The sequence below is a fragment of the Enterococcus sp. DIV0170 genome (assembly GCF_051710765.1).
In the GTDB taxonomy this organism is placed as follows: domain Bacteria; phylum Bacillota; class Bacilli; order Lactobacillales; family Enterococcaceae; genus Enterococcus_A; species Enterococcus_A raffinosus.
Window position 1 is genome coordinate 908,439 of sequence record NZ_JBIOLG010000001.1, and the last position, 18,054, is coordinate 926,492.

Sequence of the window (18,054 nt, forward strand, 5' to 3'; positions counted from 1 at the left end):
AAAATAAATGCTAGAACTTACTAAAGGAAAAAAGGCAGCGATGGACAGATTGTCAACACCGGATGGCTTGATTGGGGCTTTAGCGATCGATCAGCGGGGCGCATTGAAAAAAATGATCACAGCCTTGGGAGCCGAAGTGACTGCCGAGCATATCGAAAACTTCAAAGCATTCGTCTCAGAAGAGTTAACGCCCTATGCTTCTTCTATCTTATTAGATCCAGAATATGGTTTACCTGCAGCCAAGGTTCGGGCGAAGGACGCAGGATTGCTGCTGGCATATGAAAAAACGGGCTACGATGCTTCTACACCGGGGCGCCTGCCAGATTTATTAGAAGACTGGTCCGCCTTACGAATCAAAGATGCGGGAGCCGATGCGGTGAAATTCCTACTTTATTATGATATTGATGAAGACGCGCGGATCAATCATTTGAAGCATGTTTTTGTTGAACGTTTAGGTAGTGAATGCGTAGCGGAGGATATTCCTTTCTATTTAGAATTAGTTTCTTACGATGCGAACATTGTGGATGCTGCGTCACTTGACTATGCAAAGGTAAAACCGCATAAAGTGAATGACATGATGAAGGAATTTTCAAAACCGCAATACAAGGTTGATGTTTTAAAAGTAGAGGTTCCGGTGAATATGAATTACGTGGAGGGCTTTGCGAAAGGCGAGACGGTTTATTCAAAAGAAGAAGCGAGAACTTATTTCAAAGAACAGAGTGAGGCGACTCATCTGCCATTCATTTTTTTGAGCGCCGGTGTTTCAGCTCAGCTCTTCCAAGAGACCCTGATATTTGCGAAGGACTCCGGTTCAACCTTCAACGGTGTCCTCTGTGGACGTGCAACTTGGAGAAATGGTGTGGCGCCGTTTATTGAAAAAGGTGAAGCTGCAGCTAGAGAATGGTTGAAAACAGAAGGCAAACACAATATCGAAAGCTTAAATGCGGTGATTAAGCAATGTGCGAGTTCATGGCACGACAAAGTACAAGTAAGAGATTAGGAGGAACACGGATGATTGTTACAGTAACAATGAATCCCTCAATCGATGTCTCCTATCCGCTAACGAGCTTTAAACTGGATACCGTGAATCGTGTAGCGAAGGTTTCGAAGACTGCCGGCGGCAAGGGGCTGAATGTCACACGGGTGATTCACGAATTAGGTGGCGAAGTGATCGCTACTGGAGTGATCGGTGGGCATCATGGTGCGTTTATCATGGAACAGCTGGACATGGAAGGCATTTCTCATCGTTTCTCACCAATTAAAGAGGAGTCGCGAAACTCAATTGCAATTCTTCATGAAGGGAAGCAAACGGAAATTTTGGAAAGTGGTCCGACAGTTAGTGCAGCAGAGCAGTCAGCTTTTTTAGAGCTGTTTAAGAAGCTTTTGTCTGGCGCAGATTGCTTAACGATCTCCGGCAGCTTAGCAAAAGGTTTTCCAAGCGATTTTTATCAGACGCTGCTGAATCTAGCCGGACAGGTTGAAGTGAAAGCTTTAGTAGATACTTCTGGCGAAAGTCTGAAGCAAAGCTTGCTAAGCGAGCAGAAACCTTACTTGATCAAACCAAATGCTGAAGAAATCCAAGAGCTCTTAGGCCAATGTGTTTCACTAGAAGATTTATCGGCCTTTAAAGCAGCACTAAGAAATGAATTGTTCACCGGTGTCGAATGGGTCATTGTTTCTTTAGGCGCACAAGGAGCGGTAGTCAAACATCAGCAAGACATTTATCGTGTGTCGATTCCTAAAATTACTGCCGTCAACCCAGTAGGCTCAGGTGATGCAACTTTAGCTGGTTTGGCGTATGGGATCAGTCGTCAGGATGATCCCGAGACATCGATCAAAACCGCGATGACGACAGGGATTTTGAATACGCTGGAGAAGAAAACCGGACATATTAATCGTGACAACTTTGAGCAGTATTTTTCACAGATCCAAGTCGAAAAAATTTAATCAAGTTTTGGGAAGAGTGTGATAGTCGTATGGTCACACTCTTTTTTCAGTATTCGAAGTGAATGTTTTGGGAAAAAGATGTCGTTATAACTAAAAAAAGCCGTGCACTCGCACGACTTTTTACTTACTCTTCCACATATTCAATGATATCGCCCGACTGGCACTGCAAAATCCTGCAGATACTTTCTGGCGTATTAAAGCGAACCCCTCTACAACGCACTCTCATGCGCCATCAGCTCTGGGTAATACTCGAACTCCTCAAAAAGTGTCGGATCGTAATCAACAAAGCGTTTGACCCAATTCTTAGCTTCGAAGAAATCCAGCATTTCTTGATCGGCTGGATGATAAGGGATATTCAAGAATGCCGTCAGCTTACTTAGATCTGGTTCGATCATGAAGACATTTCTCGGATCGTACAGCCGGTAAAAAGGCAGCATCGCATTCGCTGTAACAAGTTTCTTCTGCAAAAATAAGGACTCGAATGTTCGCAGAGTCACTCCGTATTGTCCAGCACGTAGGATTTCAAGGATGCCTTTACTGCGTTTAACCAGCTGCAAATAGTCGTTATAGGGCAAGTAGCCTTCTTGCTCATTGCCTCGTTTAGGCAGGATATGATAATGAGTCGCAAGGCCAAGAGACTCGAATCGGTCTTTTAATTCCAACGCCTGCTGCTTCCGTCCATTGTCATTGGCGCCAAAGAAAATATCGTATTCAGTCTTATGCACGGACTCACCGACTGATTGTGTATAAAAGGAGCTGTTATGTTTTAGCCCTAGATCTCGTGCTTCTAGTGGATCGAAATGATAGATCTCATCGATTGCGGGTTCTTTTTGTGCGTCGTTCAATTTTCGATAATGCTCTAATTTGAAGTGATTCCAGAAGAATAGAACGATCTTGGCTTTTGTGAAGGGGCGGATTCGTGCCGCCATTTCTGGTTCAAAGCCGAAATCTAAAAATATGATCAATTGAAAGTTTTTCAAGTAGTGACGTAACGTCTCGTTGCTTGCTGCAAGTAATTCTTTCCCTGAACAAACACTCATTTCTGAGATGGCAGGGAAAAAGTATAGTGAACGGTCCTTAGGGACAATCAAAACATCAGAATTTTTCATTTTTCTCCCAGCTTTCTTATTAAATTTGACCTAGCATAGCGCTTTCCAAAGTCAATAGCGATAATTATGCTTGAGAAAAATAACACAGAAACCTCATAAGAAATGAAAAATTCTTTGTTCACGTGCGGTTTGCATCACGCTATATTGATTGAACAGGACTCCTTTATTCTTTCTAAAAAGGCGCTATTAGCCTACTTAAGTGTGAAAATTGTGAATGACCAAAAAAGAGGCTGTCTATGGGATAAGACAGCCTCTAAAGGAATTTACGATGTGAAAGAAAGAACTACTTTCAAACAAACGTAATCTTTTCTATAAAATTAGTGTGCGCGATTGAAGCGTGCGATCCATTGCTTGTAGGGCAATACGCCACCTAAGAAATAGGTGATGATGGCTTGAATCGGAATCCAAATCACGGTTTTAATCAAACGTGGTGCCCAGATCACCCAGCTGTTCAATGGCACATGATACATCATCGCCAGCCAAAGCGGAGTTAGGATCAAGTTGATCACAATCGTCGTAACTAGCACCGCTTGAATCGAGTTTTTCCAAGTGATCTCTTTCTTATAGAAGAAGTATCCGTAGATTGCTCCTTCAAGAAAGGCATTGATGGTAAAACCAATGAAAAAGGGTGCTTTTGCAAAAAGTGACATACCGATAAAATCAGCGATAACCGCACCGATCCCCGTCCAAAATGGACCGAAGAGCATTCCCATAATGATTTGTGGGATAAAGGTAAAGCTGACTTTGAGAAATTGTGTCTCGATTCCTAGTATCCGAGACAGAGTGACCATCATGGCGATCAATAGCGCCATCGTTGTGATGCTTCTAGCATCGAGGTGTTTCTTCATTTCTAGCATCTCCTTATAGAGCTGCTACATCTTCATGCAGCGAATGCGAAAATAAAACCGCAGACCAAGTCTTTCGTCCAGAAGGCAACATCCCATCCCTCCAGCACTTAACGCTTTATTTTCTACTCTGATTTATTTTTGGGAGAGTTCCCCCGAAGAAATACTAGCACAGAATGAAAAAGGAAACAATCTTTTCAAGCGTAACTTTCAATTATCGGAAAAACTTTTTTTTCACTATTAATTTTGGGTAATTTTCGGCTTATTTTAGAGGTATGATAGAACTATATCTAAGCTATAGAGAAAAGAGGTCTGAATATGTTTGTAAAGCCGTTGAATGAAAGGCAGCTGTTTCGAATGAAGCGGGAGAACTTGGAAAAACGGATCCAGCAATACTATGAAGAAACCCATGATACAGATGCTGTACTGGAATATAATCTGGCGGTTCTAGTTTTTAACGCGATTACGATGGATGATTATTCATTTGTCTGTCAAGAGTTGATCAAGGAAATTTTCTTAACAAGTGAACCAAGTGATAAATTACGAGATTATTGCTTGTATTTCTATGATTTCTTTGACTACCGTGAATGGGAGCTTGTGAGAGCTCGGTTGTTCAAGAACAGAGCGGAATTTTCGGAATATACACGCTTGATTCGTCCCGAAACGACGTGTGTTCGAGCGGCATCTGCGCCTACGGATAAAGCACGGGATTGGCTTTTTGAGCGTTATTACGGTGATGGGAGCCATACCCATCACGTGAAAGAAAGCTGCGACTACTTTTTCGAAACCGTCTTTAAGGATGCACAGGGGAAAAAACATAAACAAAAATTTCAAAATGCGGATATCAGCATGTCGACTAAGAAGTTAAAGGTACTGCTAACGATTCTGACAAAGCTGACAATCTTTGAAAGAGATGGGAATCGAAAGTTTGCGGAGGTCGTGTTTCCCGACTGCAAAACAGTTGTGGGAGACCTATAAGCTAGAAAAAACAATAGTATTAGAAAGAGGGGAAAAACGTGCAGCCTTTACAAGAAAGACAACTGCTCCAAATGAATCGAGATTCTTTAGAAAAGAGGATTCAACAGTACTATTACGAAACAAAAAATGAAGATGTAGTGATCGAATATGGATTGGTTCTTCTAGTGAGAAATGCGATGGTGATGGATGACTACTCCTTTATTTGCAAAGACTTGATCTGCAAAATCTTTTTAGAAGGCAAGCCCAACAATACAAAGCGCGATTTTTGTTTGTATTTCTACGACTACTTTGAATACAGTGAATGGGAGATCGTACGAAATCGACTGTTCAAGAATCGTGCGGAGTTTTCGGAATGGACACGAGGGATTCGTCCTGAAACAAAGTGTTTTCGTGCGGCTGCGGCACCGACTTATGACAAATTTGACGAAATCTTGAGCTATGCGACACAGAACTATCCAGAAGAACAGAGAGCTGCTGCTTTTGCTGATAAGGAGAATTACGATTTTTGTTATAAGGCATATTTTGCTGATGCGAATGGCAAGAAGCATATGGTGACCTTCAAACATGCCGATATCAGCAAGTCAGGTGCGGAGCTCTATATATTATTTGAGATGCTGACAAAGCTGACAATTTTTGAGAAAGACGGGGTTCGCCGATTTACAGAAATTATGGCGGACGACTGCAATGAAGTGACCATCCACTCATTGATCCGTTCAAAGAAAAGAGCCCATAGTCGTTAATTTAAAGAAGCAGGACGATAAGAACGTCCTGCTTCTTTAAATGGGCAATACGTTGAAGACTAGTATGCTCCAGAAAATTAGAAAAAATGATTAATATAATGAGGATTGAACATCATGAATTCCACTTTGTTGATTTCAAGTTTGTTTTTTAATAAACGATCTCTTTCGGATCCGAATGCGCCAAGACGAATTCTTTGAAACTAATGACCGCTGGTGTTAGATAGGCTTCTTTGTTCGTGACTAGATAAAAGGAACGATCCTGTATCACATTTTTTAGGTGAATCGTTTTCAACGGCAGTTGCTTCAAGATGGTCATATTTGGCACAACAGCGATCCCAAACCCTTGACTGACAAGGCCGGCAATAACCTGATCAACGGTCACCTCATATACGATATTGTAGCTGCAATTATTTTTTTTGAATATTTCATCAATCACATTCCTCAGACCGCTGCTTTTGCTGAAGCCGATCTGCTCATAGGGTTGTGTTTGCTCCAAATAAATATTGTCAAACTGCGCCAATGGGTGATCAAGGGGCGCGATAACGACTAATTCTTGGCTAGCGATGGGTAGAAATTCTACGCTAGGTTCGTCGGGTAGGTAGGAGGCGATACCAATATCGTAGTGCATCGTTTTGATGCCATCCACGATTTCTTTTGTTACCCCAGAAGAAGTATGAAAATCAAAAAGAATCTCTTTATCAGGATTTGCGTCATGAAAGCCTCGAACAAGCTTTGGTACAAAAGTCGTTCCTAAAACGGGCAGAAAAGCAAAGCTGATAAAGCCGCTGCCTTTACTGATTTTTGTCACTGTTTCTATCCCGTCATCCAGTGTACCCAAAGTACGGGCGACATAATCTTGAAAGATTTTTCCTGGTTTCGTCAATACCACATTCCGGCCTTTTTTCTCGAATAAGGTGATGCCTAGCTCATCTTCTAAAGAGGCGATCGCATTGCTCAAGCTTGGCTGTGTAACATTCAGTATTTTACTGGAACGGGTATAATGCTGCTCTCTGGCCAATACATCAAAATATTTCAAATGTTGTAAATTCATCTGCCTCACTCCCGGGTATTTTTAACAACTTCATAAAGCTTTTCTATAAGTATAGCAAAACCTATATGTTTTACCTATAGATTGTTCGAGAAAAACCAATTAGAATTTTAAAAATTCTCACGTTAAAATGAAAACAAGATTTGATTGTGAAAGCAGATACATTATGGACCCTATAGTTTTCACATCAAAAAAGCTTTCATTTATTAAGGGACTGCAGCCTAGCATGTGAAAGAAATAACTTTTGAATAACTGAGAGACGATTTAGGAGGAGAGCAAGAAATGAAAAAAGTACCATTAACGATCAGTTCGTATACTTTGGGTATGGAAATTGACTTTGAAGAACGGGTGAAAATTGCGAAAGCAGCAGGCTTTGATGGCATTGGTCTTCGTGCTGAAACGTATATGTTAGCTATCAAGCAAGGCTATTCTGACGAACGCATGTTAGAAATTTTAGAAGAAAACGACATGAAGGTGACGGAAGTAGAGTATATCACCTTATGGGCGGATCCAAATAAAACGCAAGAAACACCAGAAACGCTATTGCAGCAATTCAAAGAACAAACCGTTTATCATATGGCTCGTTTGTTTGGCGTAGGCCATATCAACTGTGGTTTGATGGAAAAATATCCAGCAGAAGTTCATATTCAGGCCTTCAAGGAATTGTGCGCACGGGCGAAGGAATTAGTGATTGGTTTGGAATTTATGCCGTATAGTGGTGTTCCAGATTTAGCGAGTGCTTGGAATATTGTCAAGGGCGCGGGTTGTGACAACGGCATGCTGATCCTAGATACATGGCATTGGGCACGAGCGGAAACATTAGCGGAAGATTTAAAAGAAGTTCCAGCAGAAAAAGTGGTCTCTGTTCAAATCTGTGACGTATTAGAACGCCGCTACCCAGATACGATTTTACGTGATGAATCCATGCATGATCGTCTTTGCCCGGGAACAGGCTGGGGAGATACCGTTGGCTTCTTGAAAGCAATCAAAGAACACGGCATCAAACCTCGTGTGATTGGTACCGAAGTGATCTCTGATCCAATCTTAAGCTTAGGATATGAAAAATCAGCTCAAATGAACTATGAAACAAGTATAGATGTTATCAAGCAAGCTTGGCCAGAACTACTAGAAGATTAAAAAAGGATGGATAAAAATATGTTAGAAGGCGTATCAGGTAAAACACAATTATATGGATTGATCGGTAGTCCAGTAGGACATTCAGGATCACCAGCGATGTACAATTATGGATTTGAACAATTAGGGATTGATGCTGTTTATCTTGCGTTCGATGTGCAAATCGACGAAGTTGAAAAGGCAATACAGTCTGTTCGTACTTTCAATATGCCTGGGGGAAACGTGACGATGCCTTGTAAGGGCGAAGCGGCGAAATACATGGATGAGTTATCTCCTGCTGCTCAAATGGTCGGTGCGATTAATACCTTCCAAAATAAGGATGGAAAATTAACCGGACACATCACAGATGGTATTGGTTTTGTTGATAATCTGAAAGCGAATAATGTGGATCCTAAAGGAAAGAAATTTGTCGTTTTAGGGACTGGCGGTGCGGCGACAGCGATCCAGGTTCAATTAGCGATCGAAGAAGCGGCTGCTATTGATATCTTCAATATCAAGGATGACTTCTTTGTGAAGGGTGAAGAAACAGTAGAACGAATCAAAAAATTCTATCCAGATTTAGCGGTTGCCATCCATGATTTGGGAGATGCGGAATTATTGAAACAAAAAATCGCTGAAGCAGACGTATTAGTGAATGGTACGACTGTTGGAATGGGTGAAGGTTCAACGAGAACACCAATCAGTGATACGAGTATGCTTCATGAAAAACTAGTGGTAGCAGACGCGGTATATAATCCTCCAGTAACACAGCTGATCAAAGATGCTAGAGAAAAAGGTTGTGACACCGTGACTGGTGAAGGAATGCTGTTAGGGCAAGGAAAAGCTGCCTTTGAAATTTTTACTGGACAGGCACTTCCAACAAAAGAAAAATAGCAGTTGGAGCTAAATAAACGAGTAGGAGTTAATTATTATATGAGAAAGAAATATTTACCGTCACTGATTTTTGTATATTTGGCCTATTTTACTCACGGAATGCAGACACTGAGCCTGAGTCAAAATGCCTCATACTTTTTTGACAAATGGGGATATACAGATGCTACCGCTGGGGCGGCAGCCGTTTCAATGGCGATCACGTTTACAGGTTTCGGGAAGCTGATCTCTGTTTGGATCGGTGGAGAAATTTCAGACAAGGTTGGTCGGAAAGTGTTGGCTGTCGGAGGCTCTGTGCTATATCTTCTGTTCTTCGTCGTTTTATTACTGTCAACTAACGTGTATATCGCCTATGTTGCGGCGTTCATTGTTGGGATCGCTAACTCAGGGATGTGGGATGCGGCGTTGTATCCGGCAGCACAAGAAGCGACACCTAAATATGCGGCTTCGGCCCTATTAGGAATTAAATTATTTGTCTCCATCGCTGGGGTAATCTTCCCATTAATGGTTGTTCGTTTTGCAGAAGCTGGACAAAACTCTATGAGTATCATCGTACCGGGAGTATTGGCACTTATTTGTGTGATTATGTCGATTCTTTGCCCATTTGCTTATGATGATGATATGAAGGCTAGTAAAAAAGCGAAAAGTGATTCTTCCGTAGAGGAAGCGTTAGAGTCTTCAGAAGATTTGGTTCAAAAAGAAATTGATGAAGCAAAAGCGAAGATGCTGGTTCAACCAAACAAGCTGGTTAATTTTACTACGATGTTTTACGGTTTTGTTTGTATGTTCATTATGTACGGTGGCCAACAATATACAAAGGCATATGGTTTGAGCAATGCCGGCATGACAGAAATGCAGGCAGCGAGTCTGACGTCTGTTTATACGATTGGGTCTATTATTGCTGTTCTTTTCTGGGCCTTTATGATGGGTAAATTAAGATGGAATCCGGTGAAGGTATTGTTCATCGATGCAATCTTTACAACGATTCCTTTGGTTGCAGTGTTGCTTATTCATAATATTACGGTGATCTATATCAGTATCGCTTGTCTGGGATTCTTCGCAGCAGGTGGTGCGTTGCAAGCTGGACTAAGTGTTCGCCAAATGTTCTCACCAGGTAGAAAAGGTAGAAATACAGGAATCTATTATACTTGGATGAGTATCGCCAGTGTGGCTTTACCATACTTTGTCGCTTACATGACTAAATCAGTAGGTGAAGCCCAAGCGGTGTATATCATGATGGGCTTATTGTTAATGTTTGGTGTCATCTCAATCGTTATGATGAGCTATCTTGTTCTACAGCACAAAAAGATTTTTGGCTATAGTGCTTTTGAGAAGCTGAAGGATTAACAGGAATTGAATAATACTTACGGAGGAAGGACTGATTTTTAGAGAATCAGTCTCCTCCTTGTTTTCATATTATGAATAAACATGTGAATGTTTTTTCAATAGTCAATTATGAAAGCAGAGACTCAGGGTTTGAAGGAGGTACCCATGAATATTTTAATTGGGTTATTGTTAATCTGTTCCTTTGCAGGGATGGTCATCTATTGTATAAAAGGTCATAACTTAATGATCGGTTTTTTCATTATGGCAACGATTTGGACATTTTTACCAATTATTGGAAACTTGCTATCACCGAATGCGGCATTTGATGGATTGACTGTTCACGATATGCTGGGACAAGTGTATCAAACGGCACCAGAAAAATATGGTGCTTCTGTTATGAATATTTTCTTAGGCGCTTTTTTTGGGCGGATTTTACTAGATACTGGTATTGCAGCCACAATCATTCGAAAAAGTGTTGAGCTGGGAGGAGATAATCCAGCGGTAATTTTAGCGATCGTCAATATCATCAGTGGGTTTATTTTTACATCAATGACGGGAGGCGGCTCAGTGATTGCGATTGCAGTTATTGTTTTACCAATCCTGTTTTCAATCGGTATCCCAAAGGTTGTCGGCTTTTTCTCCTTTACTGGTTCAGTCGCAGCGGGCATTTTTTTGAACCCGATTAATTTTGGGCAATATTCCGCCTTCTTTTTAAATTCAAACGGCGGTCAAGAATACACCTATAACGACTATTTTCCTTTTGGTATTTTGGCTTTTGTGGTGATGATTACAGTAGTCTCATTAGCGTCAATGGTTTATTTGAAAATGGAAAATCTCACGTATTCTTGGGCAGCAGTGAAGCAAAGTGAAGTGGTAGATGCACCCGGTATCTCACTCATTACCCCTTTTTTGCCTGTCGTTGGGGTGATTGTATTTAAGTTGCCTGTGATTTTGTGTTTTATTTTAGCGAGCTTGTATGGGCTGGGTGTTTGCGGTGGATTGACGGGGAACTTTCGTGAAGTGTGTCGGACGATCTCACGGATATTTACTGAAGGGGTAAAGGATATGTCAGCGTTGATTGCTTTTTGGATCACCTTGGCGATGTTCAATGATGCGGCAGTTTACGCGGCACCTTATTTTCAAGAAATTATTGGCAGCTGGATTCCGTCTTCACCGTTAATTTTATGTATTGCCTTTGGAATTTTGGCTCCATTGACTTGGTTCAAAGGACCGCTTTCATTGATTGGTTCAGGAGCGGCTCTGCTTGCTGTGGTGAGTCAAACGACAAATTTTCCAACGACCTTTTTGTATCCTTTATTTGCGTCTGTCTTGATTGGCATGGCTCACTTTGATATTACGATTTCATGGAATGCATGGGGATTGGGCTTTAATCGGATCAATGCGGTAGATTATATGAAAGTCGCGCTGATTCCTGGAACAACAGTCGCGTTAGTTTTAGAAATCGCGAACTTTTTCCTCAATAATCCGCTATAGATTTAAAAAAGGAGTGTCTCAAACATGAAACGACGTGTTCGAATCGGGATCGATGTCGGTGGAACCCATACAAAAGCGGTAGCAATCGACAATGATACCCAAGAAATTATCGGGAAATCTTCGGTAAAAACAACCCATGACAGCGAGCAAGGAGTAGCTGAAGGTGTGGTCAATTCCTTTTTAAAATGTTTAGCGGAGTTTGATATTGCACCGGAAGAAGTCGTCTTTGTTGCTCACAGTACTACTCAGGCGACCAATGCTTTGTTAGAAGGCGATGTTGCAAAAATCGGGATTATTAGTACAGCCAAAGCAGGAATTGAAGGTTGGTTGGCGCGTCCTCAAACCAATCTAAAGGATATTGATTTAGGAACTGGTAGAAGTATCCGCGTGGTTTCACGTTATATTTCACAAAAAAATATTACAGAAGAAGAAATCGAAACAGTAATTGATGAATTGGTAAAAGAAGGCATTGATGTGCTTGTCGCATCAGCAGCATTCGGCGTGGATAATCTATGTTTGGAAGAACAGATTGCTGAGGTAGCTAGAAGAAAAAATATACCAGTGACTTTAGCCTCAGAAATGACCAAGCTCTATGGTTTATCACGAAGGACGCGTACCGCAACGATCAATGCTTCTATTCTGCCAAAGATGCTGGAGACGGCTAATTCTACTGAAGAAAGTGTCCGTTCTTCTGGTGTAGATGTTCCTCTAATGATCATGCGAGGGGATGGCGGGCTAATGGATGTTGTTGAAATGAAGAAACGTCCGGTCTTAACGATGCTATCGGGTCCTGCCGCTAGTGTTATGGGGGCTTTAATGTATTTACGGACTTCAAATGGTATTTATTTTGAAGTTGGTGGAACCTCAACGAATCTAGGAGTTATTAAAAATGGTCGCCCGGTCATTGATTATTCAGAAATATCAGGCCATAAAACCTATGTAAACTCATTGGATGTGCGAGTATTAGGAGTAGCTGGCGGAAGTATGATCCGAGTGAACAAGAATGGTGTGAAGGATGTCGGCCCCCGGAGCGCTCATATCGCGGGGTTAGAATACGCTGTGTATACACCTGAAGAAGAAATCATTGATCCAAAACTGGAGCTTTACTCACCAAAAGAGGGAGATCCGGCAGATTATGTAGCCATAAGACTTGCGAGTGGAAAGTGTATTACGATTACTAATTCCTGTGCGGCCAATGTTTTAGGGTATGTTACGGAGGAAGATTTCTCATATGGGAATGTGGATTCCGCAAGAAAGGCAATGACGCCGTTAGCGGAGTATTTGAATACTACGGTAGAGGATGTTGCTCGTCAAATTTTAGCAAAAGCGGTCGAGAAGATTGAACCTGTTATTCGTTCGTTGGCTAAAAAGTATCAGCTAGAAAAGAATCAAATGACGCTAGTCGGTGTTGGCGGTGGCGTTGCATCGCTGATTAAGTTTGCGGCAGAGCGAATGGAATTGAATTATAAAATTCCGGAAAATGCTGAGGTGATTTCTTCTATTGGTGTGGCTTTAGCCGCGGTCCAAGATGTTGTTGAGCGGATTGTTCCTAGTCCGACGAAGCAGGACATTCAGGCAATTAAACAGGAAGTCACCGATATGGCAATTGAAAGTGGAGCGACGGAAGACAGCGTTGAAGTTCATATTGAAATCGATCCTCAGACGCAAAAAATAACAGCTCGCGCCTCCGGGTCTACTGCGGCACAAGCTACAGAGCTGCAAAGTGCAGCTACAGAAGCAGAAGCTAGAGAAATTGCTGTTCAGGATTTTCGTTTGCCGTCTGAACAGATCAAACTATTGAACTCAACTGATTATTTTAATATTTATGGAACCAGTACGAAAAAAGGTAATGGGATTCGTGTCATTGATAAAAAAGGATTTATTCGTGTGCAACGTGAACACGCTGAAGTAGTTAAAACAACGATTCAAAGTTATTTTGAGGTCGTTAATCAGCTGTGGGAAAGCATGGCGAATTATCAGAGTGATCTGATTATCCGACCAGATTACTATTTCTGTGTTGGTCCACGATTGTTAGATTTTTCAAGTACCGATTTCTCTCAATTAACCATGTTAATGGAAATTGAGATGAGCGAAATTATGGGAACCGATGAGATAATTATTATTGCCGCAAACCGTTATATTTAGCAAGGGGATAGGAAACTAGAAATCAGAAAGGGCGTTGTTTATGAATTTTTGTGCTTTATTGGATCAGAAAGATGAAAAATATGCGGAGTATTTATTATCACAAGATCATCTGTACAAAAAAATTCCTGAAACTCAACGCTGGGATTTGTTAAATAAAGCAATAGCATGTGGCAGAGAGACTGCTAGCGAATTTACTTCGACAGATTTATGGGCCTTTTGCCAACAAGAGTCCATAGAGATTGAGTATTTTGAAGAGGAAATAAAAGCGGAAAACTTTCGTTTTGTATTAGCAGAGTTTCAATTACCTAATCGGATTCGAATCAATCAAAGCCTGCTGAGAGAAGCAGAAACCTTTTTAGCGGAGCAGGAATTTTTGAAGGATCGGCGAGTGGAGGAGATTTTATTAGCCCACGAGCTCTATCATTATCTGGAAAATCAACAGGAATCCTATACGACGCAAAAGCAGTTGACCTATCAAACGGGGCCATTTAAACGCCAGGCACGTGTACATTCCTTGAGTGAAATCGCGGCGACAAGCTTTGCAAAAGAGTTATTAGATTTGAACTTTTCGCCAATTTTATTAAATGCACTTTTGCTTTATCCAGTCGCTCCTGATTACAGTCAGGAGCTAGCAAAGCAATTGCTGATGATTGATTGAACAAGGCTATAGATTGATTGAAAAAAAGAATTAGTATCCATTGATAGGATTCAGTATATTTAAAGAAAGAAAACCTTTAAGGAGCGGAAATAATGGAAAAATCATGGTTAGATTTAGCAGGCGACGTGGTCGTAATCACGGGAGCTTTAGGTGGAATGGGACGCAAAATCGCGAATGACTTCGCGGAGCAAAAGGCAAACTTAGCTTTAGTCGACTTAAATGAAGAAGCGACTGAAAGCTATGCGAAAGAGTTAGCTAAAAAATATGGCGTTCAGGCGAAAGGTTATGCCTGCAATTCAACAGTTGAAGAGCAGGTAGACGCATTAGCGAAAACGGTAAAAGAAGATTTTGGAAGAATTGATGTGTTGGTTCAAACAGCAGCTATCTTGACCTTCAGTCCATTAGAGGACTTAGCGTTGGATGAGTGGAAGCGTACAATTGATGTGAACTTGAATGGGTATTTCTTAGTTTCACAACGAATTGGTCGTGTGATGATCGAGCAGCAATCCGGTCGGATGGTCCACATTTCTACGATCGCTTCGATTGCACCGGAAACTTACTCAGGCGCATACAGCCCAAGTAAAGCGGGTGTGAACATGCTGTCTAAGATGATCGCCGGTGAATGGGGACAATATGGTGTACGTAGCAACTGTGTATTGCCATGCTTCGTAAAAACACCGTTATCAACGAAATTCTATGAAGACGCGGAGGTGGAAGAAGGCAGAAGAAGAATGACTGCCAACCGCCGCATCGGTGAAGTACAAGACATCGCGAATGCGGTATTATACCTTGCGAGTAAGCGTTCAGATTATACGAACGGTCACGAATTACGTGTGGAAGGCGGCTTCGGGAATATGATCGGTGATCTTGTACCAAAACCAGGCGGTCGCCGTCAATACGCTATTGATTCAAAGAAACCAAAAGCTTAATACATCGCCAGAGCCTTGACAATATTTGTCAGGGTTCTTTTTTATGCGGTTTAAAGAAATACCTGCGGTTGATTTAACTAGGTATCCTAACGAGAAATCTTAGAAAATATAATCAATTGCTAATCTCCATAACTAAAAAAGTTCGAAGAAAACAGGGAGTGCTTTCTTCGAACTTATTGTTTTAAGTAAAAGAGATTACCAAATACTTACCCGTTTTTCTGGTGCTAAATACATCGCATCTGTTGGTTGGACATCAAAGGTTTGGTAAAAATCTGCCAAATTCTTCACTTGAACGTTGGCCCGTAATTTATTTGGCGCATGCACATCAATTGATAAAAGTAGTTGTGTGTATTCTTGGCGCGCCTTCATGCGCCAAATGGTTACCCAATTAATAAAGAAGCCTTCGAGGTCAACGTCTTTGTCCTTTTTAGCAGCTTCAAGTGCACAGCTCAAGCCACCCGCATCGGCGATGTTTTCTGAGACCGTCAGCTTGCCATTTACTTTTCCACCGGCAATTTCTAGACCGTCAAATTCAGCGATCATTTGATCAGCTAGTTCTTGGAAGTGTTGCTGATCTTCTGCTGTCCACCAATTGTTCAAGTTCCCATATTCGTCAAAGAGTGAGCCATTGTTGTCAAAAGCGTGAGAGATTTCGTGAGCAATTACCGCACCGATGCCGCCGAAATTTGCACTGCTGGATTGCTCTAGGCTGTAAAATGGCGCTTGAAGAATCGCTGCTGGAAAAACAATGATATTGCGGAATGGGTGGTAATAAGCATTCACTGTATCTGCACTCATTTCCCATTCATCCCGTTCAACAGGTTGATTCCATTTAGCATAGTCTTCTTTCCGTTTAAGATGACTGAAGTGCAGCGCATTACCTAAAAGAGTGCCGCCTTTTTCTGCTGGTGTCACTTTAAATTGTGTATAGATTGGTGGGATCTTTTCTGGATATCCAACATGGATACCTAATGTACCTAACTTAACGATGGCTTTTTCACGAGTTGCCTGACTTAACCAAGTATTATTGTTTAGACGCTCTTGATAAATGCCGACCATTCGTTGAACCATTTGTTCCACGTCTTTTTTTGCCTGTTCGCCGAAGTATTTCTTTCCGTAGTAGTCGCCGACGATTTGGTCGAAGCGGCCGGAAGCCAAATAGAACGCTGCTTTTTCTTGTGAACGGGCTTCAGTGGCGCCAGAAAGTGTGCGGCTGTAGATGCCGCCGACTTGACGAAATTCCTCGCTGAGATAAGCCGTCAAGGCATTGATCGTCATCACTAACATCCAGCTTTTCATCGGTTGGAAGGTGGTTGGATTCACTAATTCATCTAGCTTGTCAAAATAAGCAGGTTCAGTCACGATGATTTTTTCGGGAACCTCACCGACTAATCCAGTCAATAGCTTTTTCAAATCTAAATGCTGGCTATGCTTAATGAAGGCGTCGCCGCTTTCAGGATTGTACATTTTACTGTAGTCGGCATTTTCCTCTGCACTTTTTACGTGAGGAGCCAACAATTTGTCGTATTGCAGTGCTTCATCTGTGATTTGTTCTGCGACAGCTGTTTCATAGCCTGCAAGTTCAAAAAGCTTCATTGTCATTTCTTTAAAGACGGCCAGCAATTGTGGCGCTTGTGGATGTTCCGCCTCGTAATAAGTTTTATCCGGTAAGATCAAGCTAGGAGCTCCGGCAAATAAAGCATTGATTTTTGTATTTTTCATGTCCGCATCTACGTCAACGCCAAAGGGTAAAGGCAGTCCGTCCAGCACCCAACTGGTTAATTGCTGTTCGAGCTCCGTAAGGTCCTTTACATCTTCCACGCGTTTCAATAAAGGGAGCATGGGTGATGCGCCATCTTGATCCCGTTTTTGATAATCATTGGCTAGTCGATAATAGGCAATGTATTCTTTCATCAAATCATTGGGAATGAGTGAAGCGTCCTCACTCATTTTTTTGGTATCTGCCATTAATAGCTCATCAATGCCATCTACAAGGTCCTGGAACCCGCCGGTTGCTGGTTTGTCTGCTGGGATCGTCGCTTCCTTGATCCATTCGCCATTAACCGCTTCATATAGATCTTCTTTGATTAATGCTTTGTTCAAAATAGATTCCTCCATCCTTTTTTTCTAGTTCTTTTAGCTACTATCCATTATGATATAACTTAAGAAGATACACAAAAGAAAATGATTCGGAGGTGGCAAAAATGAATTATCCTATGGATCAATGGATAGAGCTAAACAGCTTTGAACCTTACCGTGATTGGAAAACACCGCGCGGTTTTTTATGCGGAACCTATGCCAGTAGTGTTCTTTTAGCCTATTGGCAAGATCAAATAGATGACCGTATTTTGCCGAATGGGTTAAGAAAAAAAGAGAATGAACAAAATGAAGCGCTGATTCAAGCGCTGCAGCCTTTGTTGCAGCCGATCGATTTTCCAACTGTACCGCTACAGATTTCTTTAGGTTTAAATCGCTTTTTTCGCCGCTATCGAATTTCTTATCGTGCTCGCGGAACAGTGGCGGGGTCTTGGCAGCGTGTGACCAAACGCATTTTGAAGGGAGAGCCTGTGATGATCGGACTCTTGCAGCTGTTTGGCAGCAGCTATAAAAATCATTGGGTAGTCGTTCATGGCTTCATGGAAACCTCGGACGGACAAAAATTTTATAAAATCCACGACAATTGGGGTAAAAGTGATGCAGTAATTCCTGCTGAATGGGGAAACGGCACGATATCTTTGGTGGCACAAAGAAGCTGACCGCGGATTTTATTAGAGATGTCAGATCAAATTTTTCAAATCATCGTATTTATCCGCCTAAACAAAAAGTAAAAT

16 protein-coding genes, 1 pseudogene and 1 riboswitch are annotated in these 18,054 nt (G+C 41.7%); of the genes and pseudogenes, 12 read left to right on the top strand and 5 right to left on the bottom strand.

Annotated features, from left to right (window positions below):
* Window positions 1-7 precede the first annotated feature (7 nt).
* Together lacD and IGI50_RS04345 are read left to right on the top strand one after the other, a co-directional pair.
* Window positions 8-1,000, top strand: coding sequence for a tagatose-bisphosphate aldolase (lacD, locus tag IGI50_RS04340; protein WP_438776276.1), 993 nt, complete (start codon window positions 8-10; stop codon window positions 998-1,000).
* An 11-nt stretch (window positions 1,001-1,011) separates the two neighbouring features.
* The gene (locus IGI50_RS04345; RefSeq protein ID WP_438776277.1) at window positions 1,012-1,947 is read left to right on the top strand and encodes a hexose kinase; all 936 of its coding nucleotides are present in this window, start codon (window positions 1,012-1,014) and stop codon (window positions 1,945-1,947) included.
* 124 nt (window positions 1,948-2,071) lie between these two features.
* Here IGI50_RS04345 and IGI50_RS04350 read toward each other — a convergent pair.
* The 3 genes and pseudogenes from IGI50_RS04350 to IGI50_RS04360 form a co-directional block, all read right to left on the bottom strand.
* Window positions 2,072-2,164: pseudogene (locus IGI50_RS04350) on the bottom strand (helix-turn-helix domain-containing protein); the annotation flags it as partial.
* Entirely contained in the window at window positions 2,157-3,056 is a 900-nt protein-coding gene (locus IGI50_RS04355; protein WP_218256860.1) for an oligosaccharide biosynthesis protein Alg14, read from the bottom strand. The pseudogene IGI50_RS04350 and the gene IGI50_RS04355, both read right to left, overlap by 8 nt.
* 317 nt (window positions 3,057-3,373) lie before the next feature.
* Complete coding sequence (locus IGI50_RS04360; RefSeq protein ID WP_010746618.1) at window positions 3,374-3,904, bottom strand: folate family ECF transporter S component; 531 nt, start codon at window positions 3,902-3,904, stop codon at window positions 3,374-3,376.
* 35 nt (window positions 3,905-3,939) lie between these two features.
* A riboswitch (THF riboswitch) is annotated at window positions 3,940-4,036 on the bottom strand.
* Window positions 4,037-4,219: 183 nt separating this feature from the next.
* Here IGI50_RS04360 and IGI50_RS04365 point away from each other — a divergent pair.
* Both IGI50_RS04365 and IGI50_RS04370 read left to right on the top strand, forming a co-directional pair.
* Window positions 4,220-4,879, top strand: a complete 660-nt coding sequence (locus IGI50_RS04365) for a hypothetical protein (RefSeq protein WP_438776278.1) — start codon at window positions 4,220-4,222, stop codon at window positions 4,877-4,879.
* Between the two features lie 38 nt (window positions 4,880-4,917).
* Window positions 4,918-5,619 (top strand): hypothetical protein, encoded by a 702-nt coding sequence (locus IGI50_RS04370; protein ID WP_438776279.1) that lies wholly within the window; start codon window positions 4,918-4,920, stop codon window positions 5,617-5,619.
* A gap of 148 nt (window positions 5,620-5,767) precedes the next feature.
* Here IGI50_RS04370 and IGI50_RS04375 read toward each other — a convergent pair whose 3' ends face one another.
* A complete protein-coding gene (locus tag IGI50_RS04375) occupies window positions 5,768-6,670 on the bottom strand; it encodes a LysR family transcriptional regulator (RefSeq protein WP_218256863.1) in 903 nt (300 codons plus the stop codon).
* A 279-nt stretch (window positions 6,671-6,949) separates the two neighbouring features.
* On the opposite strand from IGI50_RS04375, the gene IGI50_RS04380 reads away from it, so the two are divergent.
* From IGI50_RS04380 to IGI50_RS04410, 7 genes are all read left to right on the top strand, one after another.
* On the top strand, window positions 6,950-7,804 hold the full coding sequence (locus tag IGI50_RS04380) for a sugar phosphate isomerase/epimerase family protein (RefSeq protein WP_218256864.1): 855 nt from the start codon (window positions 6,950-6,952) through the stop codon (window positions 7,802-7,804).
* A gap of 18 nt (window positions 7,805-7,822) precedes the next feature.
* Window positions 7,823-8,674, top strand: coding sequence for a shikimate dehydrogenase (locus IGI50_RS04385; RefSeq protein ID WP_218257327.1), 852 nt, complete (start codon window positions 7,823-7,825; stop codon window positions 8,672-8,674).
* A 39-nt stretch (window positions 8,675-8,713) separates the two neighbouring features.
* Window positions 8,714-10,018, top strand: coding sequence for an MFS transporter (locus tag IGI50_RS04390; protein ID WP_218256865.1), 1,305 nt, complete (start codon window positions 8,714-8,716; stop codon window positions 10,016-10,018).
* A 144-nt stretch (window positions 10,019-10,162) separates the two neighbouring features.
* The gene (locus IGI50_RS04395; RefSeq protein WP_218256866.1) at window positions 10,163-11,491 is read left to right on the top strand and encodes a citrate transporter; all 1,329 of its coding nucleotides are present in this window, start codon (window positions 10,163-10,165) and stop codon (window positions 11,489-11,491) included.
* A 24-nt stretch (window positions 11,492-11,515) separates the two neighbouring features.
* A complete protein-coding gene (locus IGI50_RS04400) occupies window positions 11,516-13,636 on the top strand; it encodes a hydantoinase/oxoprolinase family protein (protein WP_438776280.1) in 2,121 nt (706 codons plus the stop codon).
* A 40-nt stretch (window positions 13,637-13,676) separates the two neighbouring features.
* Window positions 13,677-14,294 (top strand): hypothetical protein, encoded by a 618-nt coding sequence (locus IGI50_RS04405; RefSeq protein WP_438776281.1) that lies wholly within the window; start codon window positions 13,677-13,679, stop codon window positions 14,292-14,294.
* Between the two features lie 92 nt (window positions 14,295-14,386).
* On the top strand, window positions 14,387-15,223 hold the full coding sequence (locus IGI50_RS04410) for an SDR family NAD(P)-dependent oxidoreductase (RefSeq protein ID WP_010746608.1): 837 nt from the start codon (window positions 14,387-14,389) through the stop codon (window positions 15,221-15,223).
* A 195-nt stretch (window positions 15,224-15,418) separates the two neighbouring features.
* Here IGI50_RS04410 and IGI50_RS04415 read toward each other — a convergent pair whose 3' ends face one another.
* Entirely contained in the window at window positions 15,419-17,326 is a 1,908-nt protein-coding gene (locus IGI50_RS04415; protein WP_438776282.1) for a M13 family metallopeptidase, read from the bottom strand.
* A 101-nt stretch (window positions 17,327-17,427) separates the two neighbouring features.
* Here IGI50_RS04415 and IGI50_RS04420 point away from each other — a divergent pair, with 101 nt between their 5' ends.
* A complete protein-coding gene (locus tag IGI50_RS04420; RefSeq protein ID WP_438776283.1) occupies window positions 17,428-17,979 on the top strand; it encodes a hypothetical protein in 552 nt (183 codons plus the stop codon).
* Window positions 17,980-18,054: the final 75 nt, after the last annotated feature.

Excerpts from the sequence above, each read along its gene's own strand:
- IGI50_RS04405 (WP_438776281.1), top strand. The coding sequence starts at position 13,677 with ATGAATTTTTGTGCTTTATTGGATCAGAAAGATGAAAAATATGCGGAG.
- IGI50_RS04360 (WP_010746618.1), bottom strand. The coding sequence starts at position 3,904 with ATGAAGAAACACCTCGATGCTAGAAGCATCACAACGATGGCGCTATTG.
- IGI50_RS04410 (WP_010746608.1), top strand. The coding sequence starts at position 14,387 with ATGGAAAAATCATGGTTAGATTTAGCAGGCGACGTGGTCGTAATCACG.
- IGI50_RS04380 (WP_218256864.1), top strand. The coding sequence starts at position 6,950 with ATGAAAAAAGTACCATTAACGATCAGTTCGTATACTTTGGGTATGGAA.
- IGI50_RS04385 (WP_218257327.1), top strand. The coding sequence starts at position 7,823 with ATGTTAGAAGGCGTATCAGGTAAAACACAATTATATGGATTGATCGGT.
- IGI50_RS04400 (WP_438776280.1), top strand. The coding sequence starts at position 11,516 with ATGAAACGACGTGTTCGAATCGGGATCGATGTCGGTGGAACCCATACA.
- IGI50_RS04395 (WP_218256866.1), top strand. The coding sequence starts at position 10,163 with ATGAATATTTTAATTGGGTTATTGTTAATCTGTTCCTTTGCAGGGATG.
- IGI50_RS04365 (WP_438776278.1), top strand. The coding sequence starts at position 4,220 with ATGTTTGTAAAGCCGTTGAATGAAAGGCAGCTGTTTCGAATGAAGCGG.
- IGI50_RS04375 (WP_218256863.1), bottom strand. The coding sequence starts at position 6,670 with ATGAATTTACAACATTTGAAATATTTTGATGTATTGGCCAGAGAGCAG.
- IGI50_RS04355 (WP_218256860.1), bottom strand. The coding sequence starts at position 3,056 with ATGAAAAATTCTGATGTTTTGATTGTCCCTAAGGACCGTTCACTATAC.
- IGI50_RS04420 (WP_438776283.1), top strand. The coding sequence starts at position 17,428 with ATGAATTATCCTATGGATCAATGGATAGAGCTAAACAGCTTTGAACCT.
- IGI50_RS04345 (WP_438776277.1), top strand. The coding sequence starts at position 1,012 with ATGATTGTTACAGTAACAATGAATCCCTCAATCGATGTCTCCTATCCG.
- lacD (WP_438776276.1), top strand. The coding sequence starts at position 8 with ATGCTAGAACTTACTAAAGGAAAAAAGGCAGCGATGGACAGATTGTCA.
- IGI50_RS04390 (WP_218256865.1), top strand. The coding sequence starts at position 8,714 with ATGAGAAAGAAATATTTACCGTCACTGATTTTTGTATATTTGGCCTAT.